The sequence below is a fragment of the Streptomyces sp. NBC_01267 genome, assembly GCF_036241575.1.
Taxonomy (GTDB): domain Bacteria; phylum Actinomycetota; class Actinomycetes; order Streptomycetales; family Streptomycetaceae; genus Streptomyces.
In genome coordinates this window covers 2,570,903-2,587,210 of sequence record NZ_CP108455.1, presented here as the reverse complement: position 1 = coordinate 2,587,210, position 16,308 = coordinate 2,570,903, and the positions used below count along the sequence as shown (strand labels likewise).

Here is a 16,308-nt window from a genome sequence, read left to right as displayed (position 1 = left end):
CTGGACCGGTGAATGCGGCGGTCAGTACGTCAGACCGTGGCCGACCGGGTACAGCACCTGCGTGGGATCGTCGGCGCGCTGGACGGGCACGGGCAGTTGGCCCCGCGGCTCCGCCCGTCCGGCGATCACCCGGGCCGCGGCCCGGAGTTCGACGTCGGTCCAGCTGTAGGTGGCGAGCGCGGCGCCGACACCGGGCAGGTTCGCGATGTCGTACGGGTTGCGGATCGCGATCTGCACCACCGTGGCACCGGCCGCCAGGAGCGCGGCCACCAGCTTGGACTGCGCGTCACCCGCCGCCACGTCGTACGTGCCGACGATCACCGCGTCCTTGCCCCGCGCGGCGGCGACGGCGCCCTCGATCTGCGCCGCGGTGGGAGCCGTGCCGGTGGACAGCACCGTGGTGGTGAACCCGAGCCCGGTCAGCTCCTTGCCCAGCACGCCCGTCGGCGGCCCCGTCGTCCCCGAGGGCGAGGCCGGGTCGGCGCCGACGACCAGCAGGCTGCGGGTGCGCCGCCGGGAGAGCGGGAGGAGCCGGTCCCGGTTCACCAGCAGGGTGGTGGTCCGCTCCGCGATCCGGTCGGCGGTGGCCAGATGGGACCGGGTGCCGACGACGTGGTCCACCTGGCGGTCGTCCACGTACGGAGCGCGGAACAGCCCGCGCCGCTCCTTGAGCCGGAGGATCCGCAGGATCGATTCGTCGAGCCGGTCCTCGGTGATCTCCCCGCTCTTCACGGCGCTCAGTACGCCGTTCCAGGCGGTGGCGAGGTCCGGCGGGTTCAGCAGCTGGTCCGCTCCCGCTCCGAGTGCCAGCACCGGGACCCGGTCGTCGCCGTACTTGTCCCGTACGCCCTGCATCCCCAGCGAATCGGTGATGACCACGCCGTCGTACCCGAGTTCCTCGCGCAGGATGCCGGTGAGGATCGGGCGGGACAGGGTGGCCGGGTCGTTGCTCGGGTCCAGTGCGGGGAACTGGATGTGCGCCGTCATGATCGAGTCGATCCCGGCGGCGACGGCCGCCTTGAACGGCGGTGCGTCGATGCGCTCCCACTCCTCGCGGGTGTGGGTGATGATCGGGATACCCGTGTGGCTGTCGACCGAGGTGTCGCCGTGGCCGGGGAAGTGCTTGGCGGTGGCGGCGACCTGCGAGCTCTGGTAGCCCTGCACCTCGGCGCCGACCATCCGGGCCACGGCCGCCGGTTCGGAGCCGAAGGACCGGACCCCGATGACCGGGTTGGCGGGGTTGACGTTGACGTCCGCGTCGGTCGAGTAGTCCTGCCGGATGCCGATCGCGTGCAGTTCGGCCCCGGAGATGCGGCCCACCGTACGGGCGTCCTCGCGCGAGCGGCCCGCACCCAGCGCCATCGCGCCGGGGAACAGCGTGGCCGGGTAGCCGACCCGGCAGACGATGCCGTGTTCCTGGTCGGTGGCGATCAGCAGGGGCACGGGGGTGGGCTGGGCGAGGCCCGCCCGCTGGATGCCGTTGGAGAGGGCGGCGATCTGGTGCGGGTCCCGGGTGTTGTGCGCCCAGGTGAAGTAGATGATGCCGCCGACGTGGTACTTCGCGATCAGTTCGGCGGCGGTGCGGACCCCGATCTCGCTGAGGTTGGCGTCGATGTCGGCCTGGTCGGGCGCTGTCGCGGAGTGCCCGTACACCCGCATCACGAAGAGCTGACCGACCTTCTCCTCGATGCTCATGCGGGCGATCAGCTTCTTGAGCTGCCGGTCCTGACCGTGGTCGCGGGGGTCGGCGTACGCCGTGGTCCCGGTGGCTGCCACCGCGGCCACCGCGGCGGTAGCGGTGAGCAGGGTGCGTCTGGAGGTGCGGTACTGCACTGGTGCCCCTTCCGGCCGTACTGCGCAAGGAAAATGAAGGAAACTTCCAAGGGGAACGGATATCCGGAAAGTAACTGCCAGGTCAAGGGTGCGGGCAGAATGAAGCCCATTGGCGCACACGGGGGAACGGCCGGCGTCGTGCTCGGACTGCGATCAGCCCGCGATAAAGGTCAGACGCTGACCTAGTCGGCCTCTAGCGTGCTTCTCGTCCGGCGGAACAGGAACGACAGAAGGCAGAGACCATGAACGCCAATGACCCGATCGCCCACGACGAGGCCGGAGTTCCGGCCGTCACCGGCGAGCGTGCCGACCTGCTGGAGGCGCTGGCCAAGCAACGGCACTTCCTGCGGTTCACCACCCGTGACCTCACCGACGAGCAGGCCGGGCTGCGGACCACCGCGGGTGAACTGTGCCTCGGCGGTCTCATCAAGCACGTCGCCGCGGTCGAGCGGACCTGGGCGGGCTTCATCGTGGACGGCCCGTCGGTGATGAGGGACTTCACCGCCATGACCGAGGCCGACTGGGTCCAGCGGGCCGACGAGTTCCGGCTGCTGCCCGGTGAGACGCTGGCAGGCGTGCTGGCCGACTACGCCGAGGTGGCCCACCGGACCGACGAACTGATCGCCACCCTGCCCGACCTGGGCGCCGCCCAGCCGCTGCCGAAAGCCCCTTGGTTCGAGCCCGGCGCGCGGTGGTCGGCCCGCCGGGTGCTGCTGCACCTCATCGCCGAGACCGCTCAGCACGCCGGTCACGCCGACATCCTCCGCGAGTCCCTGGACGGCGCCAAGTCCATGGGCTGACCGGCGGCGCGGCCGGGCCCGGCCGGATCCCCGTCGGATCCTCAGGCCCGGCCGGATCCCTGTCGGATCCTCAGGCCCGGCCGGATCCCTGTCGGATCCTCAGGCCCGGCCCCCGCGGGCCCAGTGCTCCTGGAGCATGCGTACGGTCTCGGTGATCGCGGGGCGCCGGGCGGCGCCCGTCCGCCACAGCGCGTACAGCCTGCGCACCGGCATCGGATCGAGCGGCACCGCCACCGCCCCGTCCGGCACCGGCCCCCGCCCCAGCCGGGGGATCACCGCGACCCCGAGCCCGGCGGCGACCAGGGCGAGCAGGGTGGGGTTCTCCTCCGCCTGGTGCACGATGTCCGGCTCCTGACCGGCCGCGCGCAGGGTGCGCACCAGCCAGTCGTGGCAGACCCGGCCGGGCGGCTGGCAGACCCACCGCTCCCCGGCCAGCTCCTCGCGCCGTACCGCGGTGCGCCCGGCCAGCGGATGCCCGCCGGGAACGAGCAGATCGCACACGTCGTCGCCGATCACCGCCTGTTCGACCCCTTCGGGGGCGGGCAGCGGGGCGATGTCCCAGTCGTGCGCCACCACCAGATCCGTCACGCCCTTCGCCACCAGATCGAGCGAGAGGTGCGGGTCGACCTCGGTGAGCCTGGTGTCCAACGACGGGTGGGCGACGGCCAGTTCGGCCAGCACCCCGGGGAGCAGCCCGCGCGCGGCGGACGCGAACGCGGCGATCGTCAGCCGTCCCGTCGGCCGGCCCTTCCGCTCCTCCAGCGTCGTCTCCGCGCGCTCGACGATCGCCAGCAACTCCTGGGCGGTGGCGGCGAGATGCAGCGCCTCCTCGGTCAGTGCGATGCCCCGGCCGCGGCGCTCCAGCAGGGTGGTCCTGGTCTCCCGTTCCAACTTGGTGATCTGCTGCGACACGGCGGACGGGGTGTACCCGAGCGCGCTCGCGGCGGCGACCACCGAACCGTGTACGGAGACCGCGTGCAGGGCGCGCAGCCGGGCGAGATCGAGCACGGGGCGCCCTTCCGTTCCGTCGGTCCGTTCCTTCATTCATAAGCGATGCTCAATTCAACCATGAAGAATTCCGCGCTGGTGCTACATGGTCCGCTCCGGTGATGCTCGGTCCATGCGTCCCCTCCACATCGCCCTCGCCGTGGTCGTCACCGCGGTCTGGGGGATCAACTTCACCGTCATCGAGGTCGGCCTCGGCCACTTCCCGCCGCTGCTCTTCTCCGCCCTGCGGTTCCTGGTGGCCGCGCTGCCCGCGGTGTTCTTCGTGGGCCGCCCGAAGGTGGCCTGGAAGTACATCGTCTCCGTCGGACTGGTGCTGGGGGTGGCCAAGTTCGGGCTGCTCTTCATCGGCATGGACCACGGGATGGACGCCGGGCTCTCCTCGCTGGTGCTCCAGGTCCAGGCGGTCTTCACCGCGCTGTTCGCCGCCGTGGCGCTGGGGGAGCGGCCGGGCCGGACACGGATCGCCGGGATGGCCGTGGCGCTCGCGGGCATCGCCGTCGCGGCCGTCGACGAGGGCGCGAGCGGCCCGGTGACCGCCTTCGTGCTGGTCGTCGCGGCGGCGGCCTGCTGGGGAGTGTCGAACGTCCTCACCCGCAGGGCCGCCCCGCCCGACGCGCTGAACTTCATGGTGTGGGTGTCCACCGTGCCGGTCCTGCCGCTGTTCGGACTCTCCCTGCTCTCCGAGGGCTGGAGCGCCGACGCGCACGCCCTGACCTCCCTCGACCCGAGCGGCGTGGGCATCGTCCTCTACGTCGCGTGGGTCACCACGGTCTTCGGCTTCGGCGCCTGGGGATTCCTGCTCAGCCGGCATCCCGCGTCGTCGGTGGCCCCCTTCACCCTGCTCGTCCCGGTCTTCGGGATGTCCTCGGCCGCGCTGGTGCTGCACGAGGGGATGACCCCGCTGCGCTGGTGCGCCGCGGTGCTGCTGGCCGGCGGGGTCGCCGTCACTTCACTGTCGCGCCCCGGCTCAGCTGCTCCAGGTACTCCCGCCCCGCCACCAGCAGACCGGGCAGCTCCGCCGCTTGCGGGTACCAGCGCTTCTCGTACTCCCAGCACAGCCATCCGTCGGGCGAGTTGAGCAGCTCCACGCACTCGCGGAGCGGCAGCACGCCCGCCCCCAGCGGCAGCGGGGTGGTGTCCTCGGCCGACGCGATGTCCTTGACCTGGGCGTAACCGAGGTGCGGGGCGAGTACGGCATGGCTGGCCGCCGGGGACTCGCCCCCCAGCCAGGTGTGCATCACGTCCCAGAGCGCTCCGGCGTTCCGGTGGCCGACCGGGCCCAGTACCCGGGCCGCGTCGGCGCCGGTGCGGTGCGAGTCGTGGGTCTCCAGGAGGATCCGTACGCCCTTGTCGGCGGCGATCTCGGCGGCTGCGCCGAGCCGTCGGGCGGCAGCCGCGTCCGCCTCCGCCGGTTCCTGGCCGCCCGCGCCGGGGAAGACCCGGACGAACGGGGCGCCGAGGTCGGCGGCGAGGAAGACCAGCTCGGCGAGGCCGGCCTCGATCTCCTTGTCGTCACCCTCGGCGGCCACCCGTACGTACCCGGCGACCCCGAGGATCTCGATGCCGCCGCGCGCGAACTCCTCGGCCGCGGCGGCCCGTTCCCGTGATCCGGTGCCGGGGTGCAGCGCCTCCTCGGGGTGCGCGCGCAGCTCGACCCCCTGATAGCCGGTGTCCGCGGCGAGTCGCACCACGTCCTGGACGGTGATTCCTGGCACCCCGAGGGTGGAGAACGCGTACTTCAACGCACTGTTCCTTCCTGAAGCCTGAGCATCTCGGACGTGAAGACCGATGCCTGCATGATTGCTGTCGGTGCCAGGACATCATTGGTCCACGACGCCCGTTCGCGGTAGCCCGGCTCGCGGGCGGGGCCGCCGCACCCCCTCACCGGCCCGGCGCCGCCGTGGACGCCCGAGCCATCAGCTCGCCCGGCAACACCGAGATGCCGCCCTCCGGAGCCGCCTCCCGGCCCATCGCCAGCCGACCCGCCCGCGCCCCCGCCGCGTGCAGCGGCAGCCGCACCGTCGTCAGCGCGGGCATCGCGTCCACCGAGAACGGCAGGTCGTCGAAGCCGGCCACCGAGATGTCCTCGGGAATCCGCAGCCCCTGGTCCCGCACGGCCGCGCACGCGCCCAGCGCCACCGTGTCGTTCGCCGCCACGACCGCCGTCAGCCCCGGCTCCCTGCGCAGGAGTTCCCGCGTCGCGTCGTAGCCGGAACGGCGGTCGTACGGGCCGTGGACCGTGAGCCCGTCCTGCCCGTCGCCGAGCCCCGCCCGCGCCATCGCCACCCGGTGGCCGTCCAGCCGGTCGCGGGTCGTGGTGCGTTCCGCCGGCCCCGCCACGTAGCCGATCCGCCGGTGCCCCAGCGACAGCAGATGCTCGGTGAGCTGCTGTCCGCCGCCCCGGTTGTCGAAGGCCAGCGTCGTCACCACGGACTCGCTGCCGGGAATGGGGGGCCGCCCGCAGAGCACCACCCGGGTCCCCGCCCCGGACAGCTTCGCCAGCTTGGCGGCGACCGCCGCGGTGTGCCCGGGGTCCTCGATCGCACCGCCGGTCAGCACCACGGCCGCCGCGCGCTGGCGCTGGAGCAGGGTGAGATAGGTGAGTTCGCGCTCCGGCGAGCCACCCGTGTTGCAGACCACCGCCAGCTTCTCGCCGCCCGCCCGCCCGGTGCCCTCCTGGCCGCCGATCTCGGACTGGGCCGCGCCCGCCATGATCCCGAAGAACGGGTCGGCGATGTCGTTGACGAGGATGCCGACCAGGTCGGAGGTGGCGGCGGCGAGGGAACTCGCGGGCCCGTTCAGCACGTAGTCCAGTTCGTCCACGGCCCGCAGCACCCGTTCCCGAGTGGCCACGGCCACCGGGTAGTTGCCGTTGAGCACGCGGGAGACCGTCGCCGGGGACACCCGGGCGCGGGCCGCCACGTCCGCGAGGGTCGCTGTCATCTCTGCCTCCGTACCGCTCGGACCACATGTCTTGCCCGTGCCTCTTGTCGGGGCCGGTGTCCGCAGGTTAGCTTCATACTGCGTAGAAAGCGCTTGCTATGGGTTTCGTGGAGGGAACTTTCGTGACACGTAAGACAGTGCGGATCGCCATGAACGGCGTGACCGGCCGGATGGGTTACCGCCAGCACCTGGTTCGTTCCCTCCTCGCGATCCGTGAGGAGGGCGGGCTCGACCTCGGTGACGGCACCGTGCTCTGGCCCGAGATCGTCCTGGTCGGCCGCCGTGAGCACGTGCTCAGGGCGATGGCCGAGAAGCACGGACTGGAGCACTGGTCCACCGACCTCGACGCCGTGCTCGCCGCCGAGGGTGACGAGAAGATCGACATCTACTTCGACGCGCAGGTCACCTCGGCCCGCGAAGAAGCGCTCAAGAAGGCCATCGCGGCCGGGAAGCACATCTACACCGAGAAGCCGACCGCCACCGGCCTCGACGGAGCCCTGGAGCTGGCCCGGCTGGCCGAGGCCGCCGGGATCAAGCACGGCGTCGTCCAGGACAAGCTGTTCCTGCCGGGGCTGCTGAAGCTCAAGCGGCTCATCGACGGCGGCTTCTTCGGGAAGATCCTCTCCGTCCGCGGCGAGTTCGGCTACTGGGTCTTCGAGGGCGACTGGCAGGAGGCCCAGCGCCCCTCGTGGAACTACCGCGCGGAGGACGGCGGCGGCATCGTCGTCGACATGTTCCCGCACTGGGAGTACGTCCTGCACGAGCTGTTCGGCCGGGTCACCTCCGTACAGGCGCTCACCGCCACCCACATCCCGCAGCGCTGGGACGAGAAGTCCGAGCCCTACGAGGCGACCGCCGACGACTCGGCGTACGGCATCTTCCAGCTGGAGGGCGGCGCGATCGCCCAGATCAACTCCTCCTGGTCGGTCCGGGTCAACCGCGACGAACTCGTCGAGTTCCAGGTCGACGGCACCGAGGGTTCCGCCGTCGCCGGGCTGCGCAACTGCCGTGTCCAGCACCGCAGTTCCACCCCCAAGCCGGTCTGGAACCCGGACCTGCCCGTCACCCACTCGTTCCGCGACCAGTGGCAGGAGGTCCCCGACAACGGTGACTTCGACAACGGCTTCAAGGTCCAGTGGGAGCTCTTCCTGCGCCACATCGCGCTCGACGAGCCGTACCACTGGGACCTGCTGGCCGGCGCGCGCGGCGTGCAGCTCGCCGAGCTGGGACTGAAGTCGTCCGCCGAGGGCCGCCGGCTCGACGTACCGGAGATCTCCCTGTGACGATCCTGCTTCCGCGCGCGGGCGGCGGTACGTACCGCTACACCCCCCGCACCGCACCGGCCGCGTTCACCACGGGCGGCGCGCCGCTCGCCTCCCGTACGGTCTTCTCCGCCGCGCACGTCGTCGCCGACCCGTACGCCGACGTCTCGCCGGACGGCCCGGCCGCCGTCGACTGGGACGCCACCCTGGCCTTCCGCCGTCACCTCTGGTCGCACGGGCTCGGCGTGGCCGAGGCCATGGACACCGCGCAGCGCGGCATGGGCCTGGACTGGGCGGGAGCGGCCGAGCTGATCCGCCGGTCGGCCGCCGAGGCCAGGTCGGTCGGCGGCGCCATCGCCTGCGGGGTCGGCACCGACCAGCTCCCGCCCGGCGACGTCACGCGGGAACAGGTCGTCGCGGCGTACGAGGAACAGCTCGCCCTGGTGGAGGAGTCCGGCGCCCAGGCCATCCTGATGGCCTCGCGCGCACTCGCGGCCACCGCGAAGGGCCCCGAGGACTACCTGGAGGTCTACGGCCACCTGCTGCGCCAGAGCGCGGAGCCGGTCGTGCTGCACTGGCTCGGCCCGATGTTCGACCCGGCGCTCGACGGGTACTGGGGCTCGACGGACCTGGACGCGGCCACCGAGACCTTCCTGGAGGTCATCGCCGCCCACCCGGACAAGGTCGACGGCATCAAGGTCTCCCTGCTCGACGCCCGGCGCGAGGTGGACCTCCGCCGCCGCCTGCCCGACGGGGTCCGCTGCTACACCGGCGACGACTTCAACTACCCCGAGCTGATCGCGGGCGACGAGCGCGGCTTCAGCCACGCCCTGCTCGGCATCTTCGACCCGCTCGGGCCGCTGGCCGCCGAGGCCGTACGCCTGCTGGACACCGGCGACGCGCGCGGTTTCCGTGAACTGCTCGACCCGACGGTCGAGTTGTCCCGGCACCTCTTCCAGAAGCCGACCCGTTTCTACAAGACCGGTGTCGTCCTCCTGGCCTGGCTGGCGGGCCACCAGTCCCACTTCACCATGGTGGGCGGCCTCCAGTCGGCCCGCTCGCTGCCGCACTTCGCGCGGGCCTACGAACTCGCCGACGGCCTCGGCCTCTTCCCGGACCCGGCGCTCGCGGAGGCCCGGATGACGTCCCTGCTCACCGTGTACGGAGTCCCGCAGTGACCGCTGACCTCGCGCGCTTCAGCATCAACCAGATGACGGTGAAGCAGCTCTCGCTGCCCGAACTCGTCACCGCCTGCACCGACCTGGGTGTGCCCGGTGTCGGGCTGTGGCGCGAGCCCGTGCAGCAGTACGGGGTCGCGGCGGCGGCCGGACTGGTACGGGACGCGGGCCTCACCGTCACCACGCTGTGCCGCGGCGGCTTCCTCACCGCGATCGACCCCGCCGAGCGGGCGGCGGCGCTGGCCGACAACCGCGCGGCGGTCGACGAGGCGGTGACGCTGGGCACGGACACGCTGGTGCTGGTCTCGGGCGGCCTCCCGGCCGGATCGAAGGACCTGCACGGGGCGCGGGAGCGGATCGCCGACGCGCTGGCGGAGCTGGCGCCGTACGCGGGGGAGCGGGGCGTACGTCTCGCGATCGAGCCGCTGCACCCGATGTTCGCCGCCGACCGCTGCGTGGTCTCGACCCTGACGCAGGCGCTGGACCTGGCGGAACGCTTCCCGGCCGAGCAGGTGGGCGTCGCCGTGGACACGTACCACATCTGGTGGGACGACCAGGCGCCCGCGCAGGTCGCCAGGGCGGGCGCGGGCGGCCGGATCCACACCTTCCAACTGGCCGACTGGACCACACCGCTGCCCGCCGGCGTGCTGAACGGGCGCGGCCAGATCGGCGACGGCTCGGTCGACATGCGCGAGTGGCGGGAGCGGGTGGACGCGGTGGGGTACGCGGGCCGCCCGATCGAAGTCGAGATCTTCAACGAGGAGTTGTGGGCGCGGGACGGCGTGGAGGTACTGCGCGAGACGGCTGAGCGGTTCGTGCGGTACGCGGTGTAGCCACCGGGGGCGCGACGAGCCCGAACATAACGAGCCAGCGCAGCGACCCGGAGCTCCTGCGAGCCCGGCGCGCAACCAGACAGAACACGGCAAGAAGGGCGACCGCCCGAGCGGTCGCCCTTCTTGCGTTCCACCGGCGCCGACCTTCACGGCTGAATACCGCCGTTTATCCGAATAAACCTGATGCGCGCAGAGATCGCTGAATCGAGGTAACTCGGTGGGCGATCCGCCGGAGTTGGCTGAACCCGCCATTAGCGTTCCCGTGGATCCGGACGGACCGCCAGTGATCCACCCGCACGTTCCCCCCTCCGCCTTTCCTCTTTCACCGGTCGGCGCGCCTGCGCCGATCACCGCCGCCGCAAAGGAGAACTCGTCAGATGACCGTTGAGACCGGCCCGGAAGTGCAGCCGGAGCCGTCCGCGCAGTCCAGTCTGAGCACGGCGGCTGCCCGCAACCTGGCGACCACGACCAAGTCCGCCCCGCAGATGCAGGAGATCACCTCCCGGTGGCTGCTGCGGATGCTCCCCTGGGTGGAGACCAAGGGCGGCACCTACCGGGTGAACCGCCGGCTGACCTACACCGTCGGCGACGGGAAGATCGAGTTCGTCCAGGACGGCAGCGGTGTCCGGGTGATCCCCCGCGAGCTGGGCGAACTGGCCCTGCTGCGCGACTTCGACGACGTCGAGGTGCTGACCGCGATCGCCGACCGGTGCGTGCAGCGGGACTTCCGCGCCGGAGAGGTGCTCGCCGAGCGGGGCAACGCCGCCGAGCAGATCCATCTGGTCGCCCACGGGCGGATCAAGCAGACCTCCGTCGGCAAGTACGGGGACGAGGTCGCCGTCGCCCTGCTCGCGGACGGCGACCGGTTCGGTGAGAACGCCCTGCTGGACGCGGACGCGAGGTGGGACTACACCGCCACGGCCGAGACCGCGGGCACGCTGCTCACCCTGTCCCGCGCCGACTTCGACGCCGTACAGGCCGCGGCGCCGGGACTCCGGGCCCACCTCCAGCAGTTCGGCTCGCTCGCCGACCGGCCGCAGACGCGGCACGGTGAGGCCGAGATCGCGATGTCGGCCGGTCACACCGGCGAAGCGGCGCTGCCGGGCTCCTTCGTCGACTACGAACTCCGGCCGCGCGAGTACGAACTCTCCGTCGCCCAAACGGTTCTGCGCGTCCACAGCAGGGTCGCCGACCTCTACAACGGGCCGATGAACCAGACGGAGGAGCAGCTCAGGCTCACCATCGAGGCGCTGCGCGAGCGCCAGGAGCACGAGCTCGTCAACAACCGCGAGTTCGGTCTGCTCCACAACGCCGCCTTCAAGCAGCGGATCCAGACCCACTCCGGCCCGCCCACCCCGGACGACCTCGACGAACTGCTCAGCCGCCGCCGCGGCACCAAGCTCTTCCTCGCCCATCCCCGGACGATCGCGGCGATCGGCCGTGGGTTCAACGCCTACGGCCTCTACCCGGACCACGTCGACCTCGGCGGCCAGCAGGTCCCGGCCTGGCGCGGGGTGCCGATCCTGCCCTGCAACAAGATTCCCATCAGCAAGGAGAACACCAGCTCGATCCTTGCGATGCGTACCGGTGAGGACAACCAGGGCGTCATCGGCCTGCGTCAGACGGGCCTGCCGGAGGAGTACGAGCCGGGCCTGTCGGTGCGCTTCATGGGCATGAACGAGCAGGCGATCATCTCGTACCTGGTCACCACGTACTACTCGGCCGCCGTCCTGCTGCCCGACGCGCTCGGCGTCCTGGAGAACGTCCAGATCGCCCACCGCCGCTAGGCAGCATCCGGCCCGGTTCCAGCCGGTTCCAGACGTTTCAAACTGGTTCCGGAACGTTCCCTACGGTTCCAGTCGATGTCAGCCGGGTCAGGCCGGGTTCCGGCACGTTCGGACCGGTCCTGCCGGTCCCGGGCCGGGGCGAGCACGCCCGGCCCGGGGGCAGCCCACCCACCTCACCAAGGAGCTACGGATGCCCGATCCCGGGTCTTCCCCTCTGCAGCCGAGTCTGCCTGTCACCGGGGCCCTCGCCGGGGTACGCACCCGGGCAGCCGGCTCCGTACCCGACAAGGGACCGAGTGGCGACCTGATCGCTCCACGTCTGGAGGAGGGCGCCTCGGTGCGGCAGCCGAGCGCCGCCCTGCAACGGATCCTGTGCGGCCCCAGCGGTCTGGGCACGGCGGGCCTGCACCTGGCCCGGCGCGCGGAACCGCCCGCTCCTGCCGAGCCCGCGGAACTCGCGGAACCGGCGGAGGGCACGCCGATCCCGGGCCTCTACCACCATCCGGTGGCGCCGCCCGACCCGGTGCGCGTGGAGGAGGTCAGCCACCGGATCAAGGCGTGGGCGGTGGACGAGGTCCAGGCGTTCCCCCCTGAGTGGGAGGACCAGTTCGACGGATTCTCCGTCGGCCGCTACATGGTCGCCTGCCACCCGGACGCCCCCACCGTGGACCATCTGATGGTCGCCACCCGCCTGATGGTCGCCGAGAACGCGGTCGACGACTGCTACTGCGAGGACCACGGCGGCTCGCCCGTCGGACTCGGCAGCCGACTGCTGCTGGCTCACACGGCGCTCGATCCCCTGCACACGACGCAGGAGTACGAGCCGCAGTGGGCGGAGTCGCTCCAGTCGGACGCGCCCCGGCGCGCCTACCGCTCCGCCATGGAGTACTTCAACCGGCAGGCCACCCCCTCGCAGACCGACCGGTACCGGCACGACATGGCCCGTCTGCACCTGGGGTACCTGGCCGAGGCCGCGTGGGCCGAGGCGGATCACGTCCCCGAGGTGTGGGAGTACCTGGCGATGCGCCAGTTCAACAACTTCCGCCCCTGCCCCACCATCACGGACACCGTCGGCGGCTACGAACTCCCCGCCGACCTGCACGCCCAGCCGGCCATGCAGCGGGTCATCGCGCTCGCCGGCAACGCCACCACGATCGTCAACGACCTGTACTCGTACACCAAGGAGCTCAACAGCCCCGGCAGACACCTGAACCTGCCCGTGGTGATCGCCGAACGCGAGAGCGTCTCCGACCGGGACGCCTATCTGAAGGCGGTCGAGGTCCACAACGACCTCATGCACGGCTTCGAGAGCGAAGCCGCCGCGCTGGCAGCCGACTGCCCCGTCCCGAGCGTGCTGCGTTTCCTCCGGGGAGTGGCCACCTGGGTCGACGGCAACCACTACTGGCACCAGACCAACACCTATCGATACAGCCTGCCCGATTTCTGGTAAGGAGCGGACTTCAACTATGACCAGCACCGAGCTCACCACCGACGCCCCCGTTTTCATCCCGGCCCCGGTGTCGCCCTACCAGGGTGACATCGCCCGCTACTGGGACCAGGAGGCCAGGCCCGTGAACTTGCGTCTCGGTGACGTCGACGGGCTCTACCACCACCACTACGGCATCGGCGATGTCGACCACGCCGCCCTCGGGGACACGCTCGACAGCGAGTACGAGAAGAAGCTGATCGCCGAGCTCCACCGCCTGGAGTCGGCGCAGGCCGAAGTCCTCCTGGACCACCTCGGATCCATCGGGCGTGACGACATGCTCGTGGACGCGGGCTGCGGCCGGGGCGGTTCGAGCGTCATGGCCCACCAGCGCTTCGGCTGCAAGGTCGAGGGCGTCACCCTGTCGGCCAAGCAGGCCGAATTCGGCAACCGCCGTGCGCACGAACTCGGCATCGAGGACCACGTCCACGCCCAGGTCTGCAACATGCTCGCCACGCCCTTCGAGACCGGGCAGGCCGCGGGCTCGTGGAACAACGAGTCGAGTATGTACGTCGACCTGGACGACCTCTTCGCCGAGCACTCCCGCATCCTCCGGGTCGGTGGCCGCTACGTGACCATCACCGGCTGCTGGAACCCGCGTTACGGCCAGCCGTCGAAGTGGGTCTCCCAGATCAACGCGCACTTCGAGTGCAACATCCACTCCCGCCGGGAGTACCTGAAGTCGATGGCCGACAACCGTCTCGTACCGCAGACGATCATCGACCTGACGGCTGCGACGCTGCCCTACTGGGAGCTGCGGGCCACGTCCTCGCTGGTCACCGGCATCGAGGAGGCGTTCATCAACTCGTACAAGGACGGCTCGTTCCAGTACCTCCTGATCGCGGCCGACCGGGTCTGATCCCGGCTGACGGCCGCGTCCGATCCTGGCCGACGACCTCGTCCGATCCGGGTCGGCAGCCGATCCGATCCCGGCCGGCGGCCGACCGGAAAAATAACTCCCCGCATCCGTACAACCCTTTCCCCGTAACGGCAGTCGTACGTGGCATCAGGGCTTCGGGGGGACGGATCTGGGGGGATACGGGAAGCTCTGGTATCAGGGGAGGGGAACGCGACGAGGGCCCGGTCCAGCGGACCGGGCCCTCTCGCACGGCTCATCTCCTGGACTGCACAAGCCACTTCACCCGGCGACGGGCCACTTCGGCTCAGGCGCAGGGGAGTTGACGGGCGAGGACGCCCGCCGCCCTCACCGTGCGGAGACCTCGTCGGCGGTCGGGTAGGACTCCTGCGCACCGGCCTTCGTGACGGCCGCCGCACCCACCCGCGCGGCGAACGCGGCGGCCTCCGCCAGCTCTTCGCCCAGCCCGAGCCGCCAGGCCAGCGCGGCGGTGAAGGCGTCACCGGCGCCCGTGGTGTCCACGGCCTCGACCCGGGGGCTCGGTACCCGCGCGACCGTACCCGTACGGCCGTCCGCGACCAGCGCGCCCGCCGCGCCCAGCGTGATCACCACGGAGCGCGGCCCGAGCGCGAGCAGCGCCCGCGCCCAGTCCTCGGGGGAGTCGCCCGCCGTGCCGCCCAGCACGACCGCCGCCTCGTGCTCGTTGACCACCAGCGGGTCGCAGGCCGCCAGCACGTCGTCGGGCAGCGGCGCGGGCGGGGACGGGTTCAGGACGAACCGGACCCCGGCCGGAAGGGTGCGCGCCACCTCGGTGACCGTCTCCAGCGGGATCTCCAGCTGCGCCGACACCACCCGCGCCGCGGCGAACAGGGCGCCCGCCGCGCGGATGTCGTCGGGGGTGAGCCGGGCGTTGGCGCCCGGTGAGACGACGATGCTGTTGTCGCCCGACGGGTCCACGGTGACCAGGGCGACCCCGGTGGGCGCTCCGCCGACGAGAACGCCGGTGGTGTCGACCCCGGCCGCGCGCTGGGAGTCCAGCAGCAGCCGCCCGTGGGCGTCGTCCCCGACCCGGGCCAGCAGGGCGCTGCGGGCGCCGAGCCGGGCGGCGGCCAGCGACTGGTTGGCGCCCTTGCCGCCCGGGTGGACCGACAGGTCGGAACCGAGCACGGTCTCGCCGGGGGCGGGGCGGCGTTCGACGCCGATCACCAGGTCGGCGTTGGCCGACCCCACGACCAGCAGGTCGTAGTCGTACATCTCTGTCCTGCTTTCCTATTTCCTGGAGTTGCCGGTCCGGTGCGGCGCGGGCGGCTCGCCGCAGGAGCGCCGGACCACCAGCCGGGCGGGCAGGATCGCGGACCGCGGGACCCTGCCCTCGATCCGGTCGATCAGGGCCCGTACGGCGGCCCGGCCGAGTTCACCGGTGGGCTGGGCGATGGCCGTGACCGGCGGGTCGGTGTGCACGAACCACGGGATGTCGTCGAAGGCCGCGAGCGCGATGTCGTGCGGGATGCGCAGCCCGCGGGCCCGGATCGCGTCCATCGCGCCGAGGGCCATGAGATTGTCCGCGGCGAAGACGGCCTCGGGCGGCTCGGCGAGCGCGAGGAAACGCTCGGTCTCGCGGCGCCCGCTCGCCGCCTGGAAGTCGCCGTGTCCGATCAGGGCGTCGGGCAGCGGCAGCCCGTGCTCCCGCAGGGCGTCGCGGAAGGCTTCGACGCGCTCGCTGCCGGTGGTGGTCGTGGCCGGGCCCGCGATGATGGCGAGCCTGCGGTGGCCGAGCGCGTAGAGATGGGCGACCAGGTCGCGGACGGCGGCGTCCCCGTCGGACCGTACGACGGGGACGTCCACCCCCGGGATCCAGCGGTCCACGAAGACCATCGGGGTACCGGCCCGTACGGTGTCCAGCATCAGCGGGGAGCCGCCGTCGGTGGGGCTGACGAGCAGGCCGTCGATGCGCCGGTCGACGAGGGTGCGGATGTGGTGGTCCTGGAGGGCGGGCTGTTCGTCGGCGTTCCCGATGACGACGCTGTAGCCGTGGGCGCGGGCCTCGTCCTCGACGGAGCGGGCCAGCTCGGTGAAGTACGGGTTCAGCACGTCGCTGATGACCAGGCCGAGGGTGCGGGTCTGCGCGGTGCGCAGGGAACGGGCCACCGCGTTCGGCCGGTAGCCGAGGGCCTCCACGGCGGCCGACACCCGGGCGCGGGTGTCGGGCCGGACCGACGGATGGCCGTTGAGCACCCGGGACACCGTGGCGACGGAAACGCCCGCACCGGCAGCGACGTCCTTGATGCTCGCCATCGCAGGGCCGCCTCCTCATACACCGCA

The 16,308-nt window shown here is 71.7% G+C and carries 13 protein-coding genes and 1 pseudogene; 8 read left to right on the top strand and 6 right to left on the bottom strand.

What is annotated here, in order from left to right; translation table 11 throughout:
* Positions 1-21: 21 nt before the first annotated feature.
* A complete protein-coding gene (locus OG709_RS11790; protein ID WP_326694863.1) occupies positions 22-1,833 on the bottom strand; it encodes a glycoside hydrolase family 3 protein in 1,812 nt (603 codons plus the stop codon).
* A 242-nt stretch (positions 1,834-2,075) separates the two neighbouring features.
* Between OG709_RS11790 and OG709_RS11785 the strand changes: the two genes are divergently transcribed.
* Positions 2,076-2,633, top strand: coding sequence for a DinB family protein (locus OG709_RS11785; protein ID WP_326694864.1), 558 nt, complete (start codon positions 2,076-2,078; stop codon positions 2,631-2,633).
* A 99-nt stretch (positions 2,634-2,732) separates the two neighbouring features.
* On the opposite strand, the gene OG709_RS11780 is transcribed toward OG709_RS11785, so the two are convergent.
* The gene (locus tag OG709_RS11780) at positions 2,733-3,641 is read right to left on the bottom strand and encodes a LysR family transcriptional regulator (protein WP_326695630.1); all 909 of its coding nucleotides are present in this window, start codon (positions 3,639-3,641) and stop codon (positions 2,733-2,735) included.
* A 112-nt stretch (positions 3,642-3,753) separates the two neighbouring features.
* Here OG709_RS11780 and OG709_RS11775 point away from each other — a divergent pair, with 112 nt between their 5' ends.
* Positions 3,754-4,719, top strand: coding sequence for an EamA family transporter (locus tag OG709_RS11775; protein ID WP_266643102.1), 966 nt, complete (start codon positions 3,754-3,756; stop codon positions 4,717-4,719).
* On the opposite strand, the pseudogene OG709_RS11770 reads toward OG709_RS11775, so the two are convergent.
* Positions 4,610-5,383, bottom strand: a pseudogene (locus OG709_RS11770) (sugar phosphate isomerase/epimerase family protein); the annotation flags it as partial. The gene OG709_RS11775 and the pseudogene OG709_RS11770 sit on opposite strands and share 110 nt — an antisense overlap.
* Positions 5,384-5,522: 139 nt before the next feature.
* Positions 5,523-6,584 carry a LacI family DNA-binding transcriptional regulator gene (locus OG709_RS11765; RefSeq protein WP_329165955.1) on the bottom strand — a complete coding sequence of 354 codons (1,062 nt, stop codon included), beginning with the start codon at positions 6,582-6,584 and terminating at the stop codon, positions 5,523-5,525.
* Positions 6,585-6,706: 122 nt separating this feature from the next.
* Here OG709_RS11765 and OG709_RS11760 point away from each other — a divergent pair, with 122 nt between their 5' ends.
* From OG709_RS11760 to OG709_RS11735, 6 genes are all read left to right on the top strand, one after another.
* On the top strand, positions 6,707-7,867 hold the full coding sequence (locus tag OG709_RS11760; RefSeq protein ID WP_250298519.1) for a Gfo/Idh/MocA family protein: 1,161 nt from the start codon (positions 6,707-6,709) through the stop codon (positions 7,865-7,867).
* A complete protein-coding gene (locus OG709_RS11755) occupies positions 7,864-9,024 on the top strand; it encodes a dihydrodipicolinate synthase family protein (protein WP_250298518.1) in 1,161 nt (386 codons plus the stop codon). Before OG709_RS11760 ends, OG709_RS11755 begins: the two co-directional genes overlap by 4 nt.
* A gap of 32 nt (positions 9,025-9,056) precedes the next feature.
* Positions 9,057-9,857 (top strand): sugar phosphate isomerase/epimerase family protein, encoded by an 801-nt coding sequence (locus OG709_RS11750; RefSeq protein WP_266645054.1) that lies wholly within the window; start codon positions 9,057-9,059, stop codon positions 9,855-9,857.
* A 377-nt stretch (positions 9,858-10,234) separates the two neighbouring features.
* The gene (locus OG709_RS11745; protein ID WP_250298516.1) at positions 10,235-11,644 is read left to right on the top strand and encodes a family 2B encapsulin nanocompartment shell protein; all 1,410 of its coding nucleotides are present in this window, start codon (positions 10,235-10,237) and stop codon (positions 11,642-11,644) included.
* A 190-nt stretch (positions 11,645-11,834) separates the two neighbouring features.
* Entirely contained in the window at positions 11,835-13,094 is a 1,260-nt protein-coding gene (locus OG709_RS11740) for a family 2 encapsulin nanocompartment cargo protein terpene cyclase (protein WP_250298515.1), read from the top strand.
* Positions 13,095-13,110: 16 nt separating this feature from the next.
* Entirely contained in the window at positions 13,111-13,989 is an 879-nt protein-coding gene (locus OG709_RS11735; protein WP_250298514.1) for a geranyl diphosphate 2-C-methyltransferase, read from the top strand.
* 345 nt (positions 13,990-14,334) lie between these two features.
* Here OG709_RS11735 and OG709_RS11730 read toward each other — a convergent pair whose 3' ends face one another.
* Positions 14,335-15,240, bottom strand: coding sequence for a ribokinase (locus OG709_RS11730; RefSeq protein WP_329165949.1), 906 nt, complete (start codon positions 15,238-15,240; stop codon positions 14,335-14,337).
* A gap of 15 nt (positions 15,241-15,255) precedes the next feature.
* On the bottom strand, positions 15,256-16,281 hold the full coding sequence (locus tag OG709_RS11725) for a LacI family DNA-binding transcriptional regulator (RefSeq protein ID WP_329165947.1): 1,026 nt from the start codon (positions 16,279-16,281) through the stop codon (positions 15,256-15,258).
* Positions 16,282-16,308: the final 27 nt, after the last annotated feature.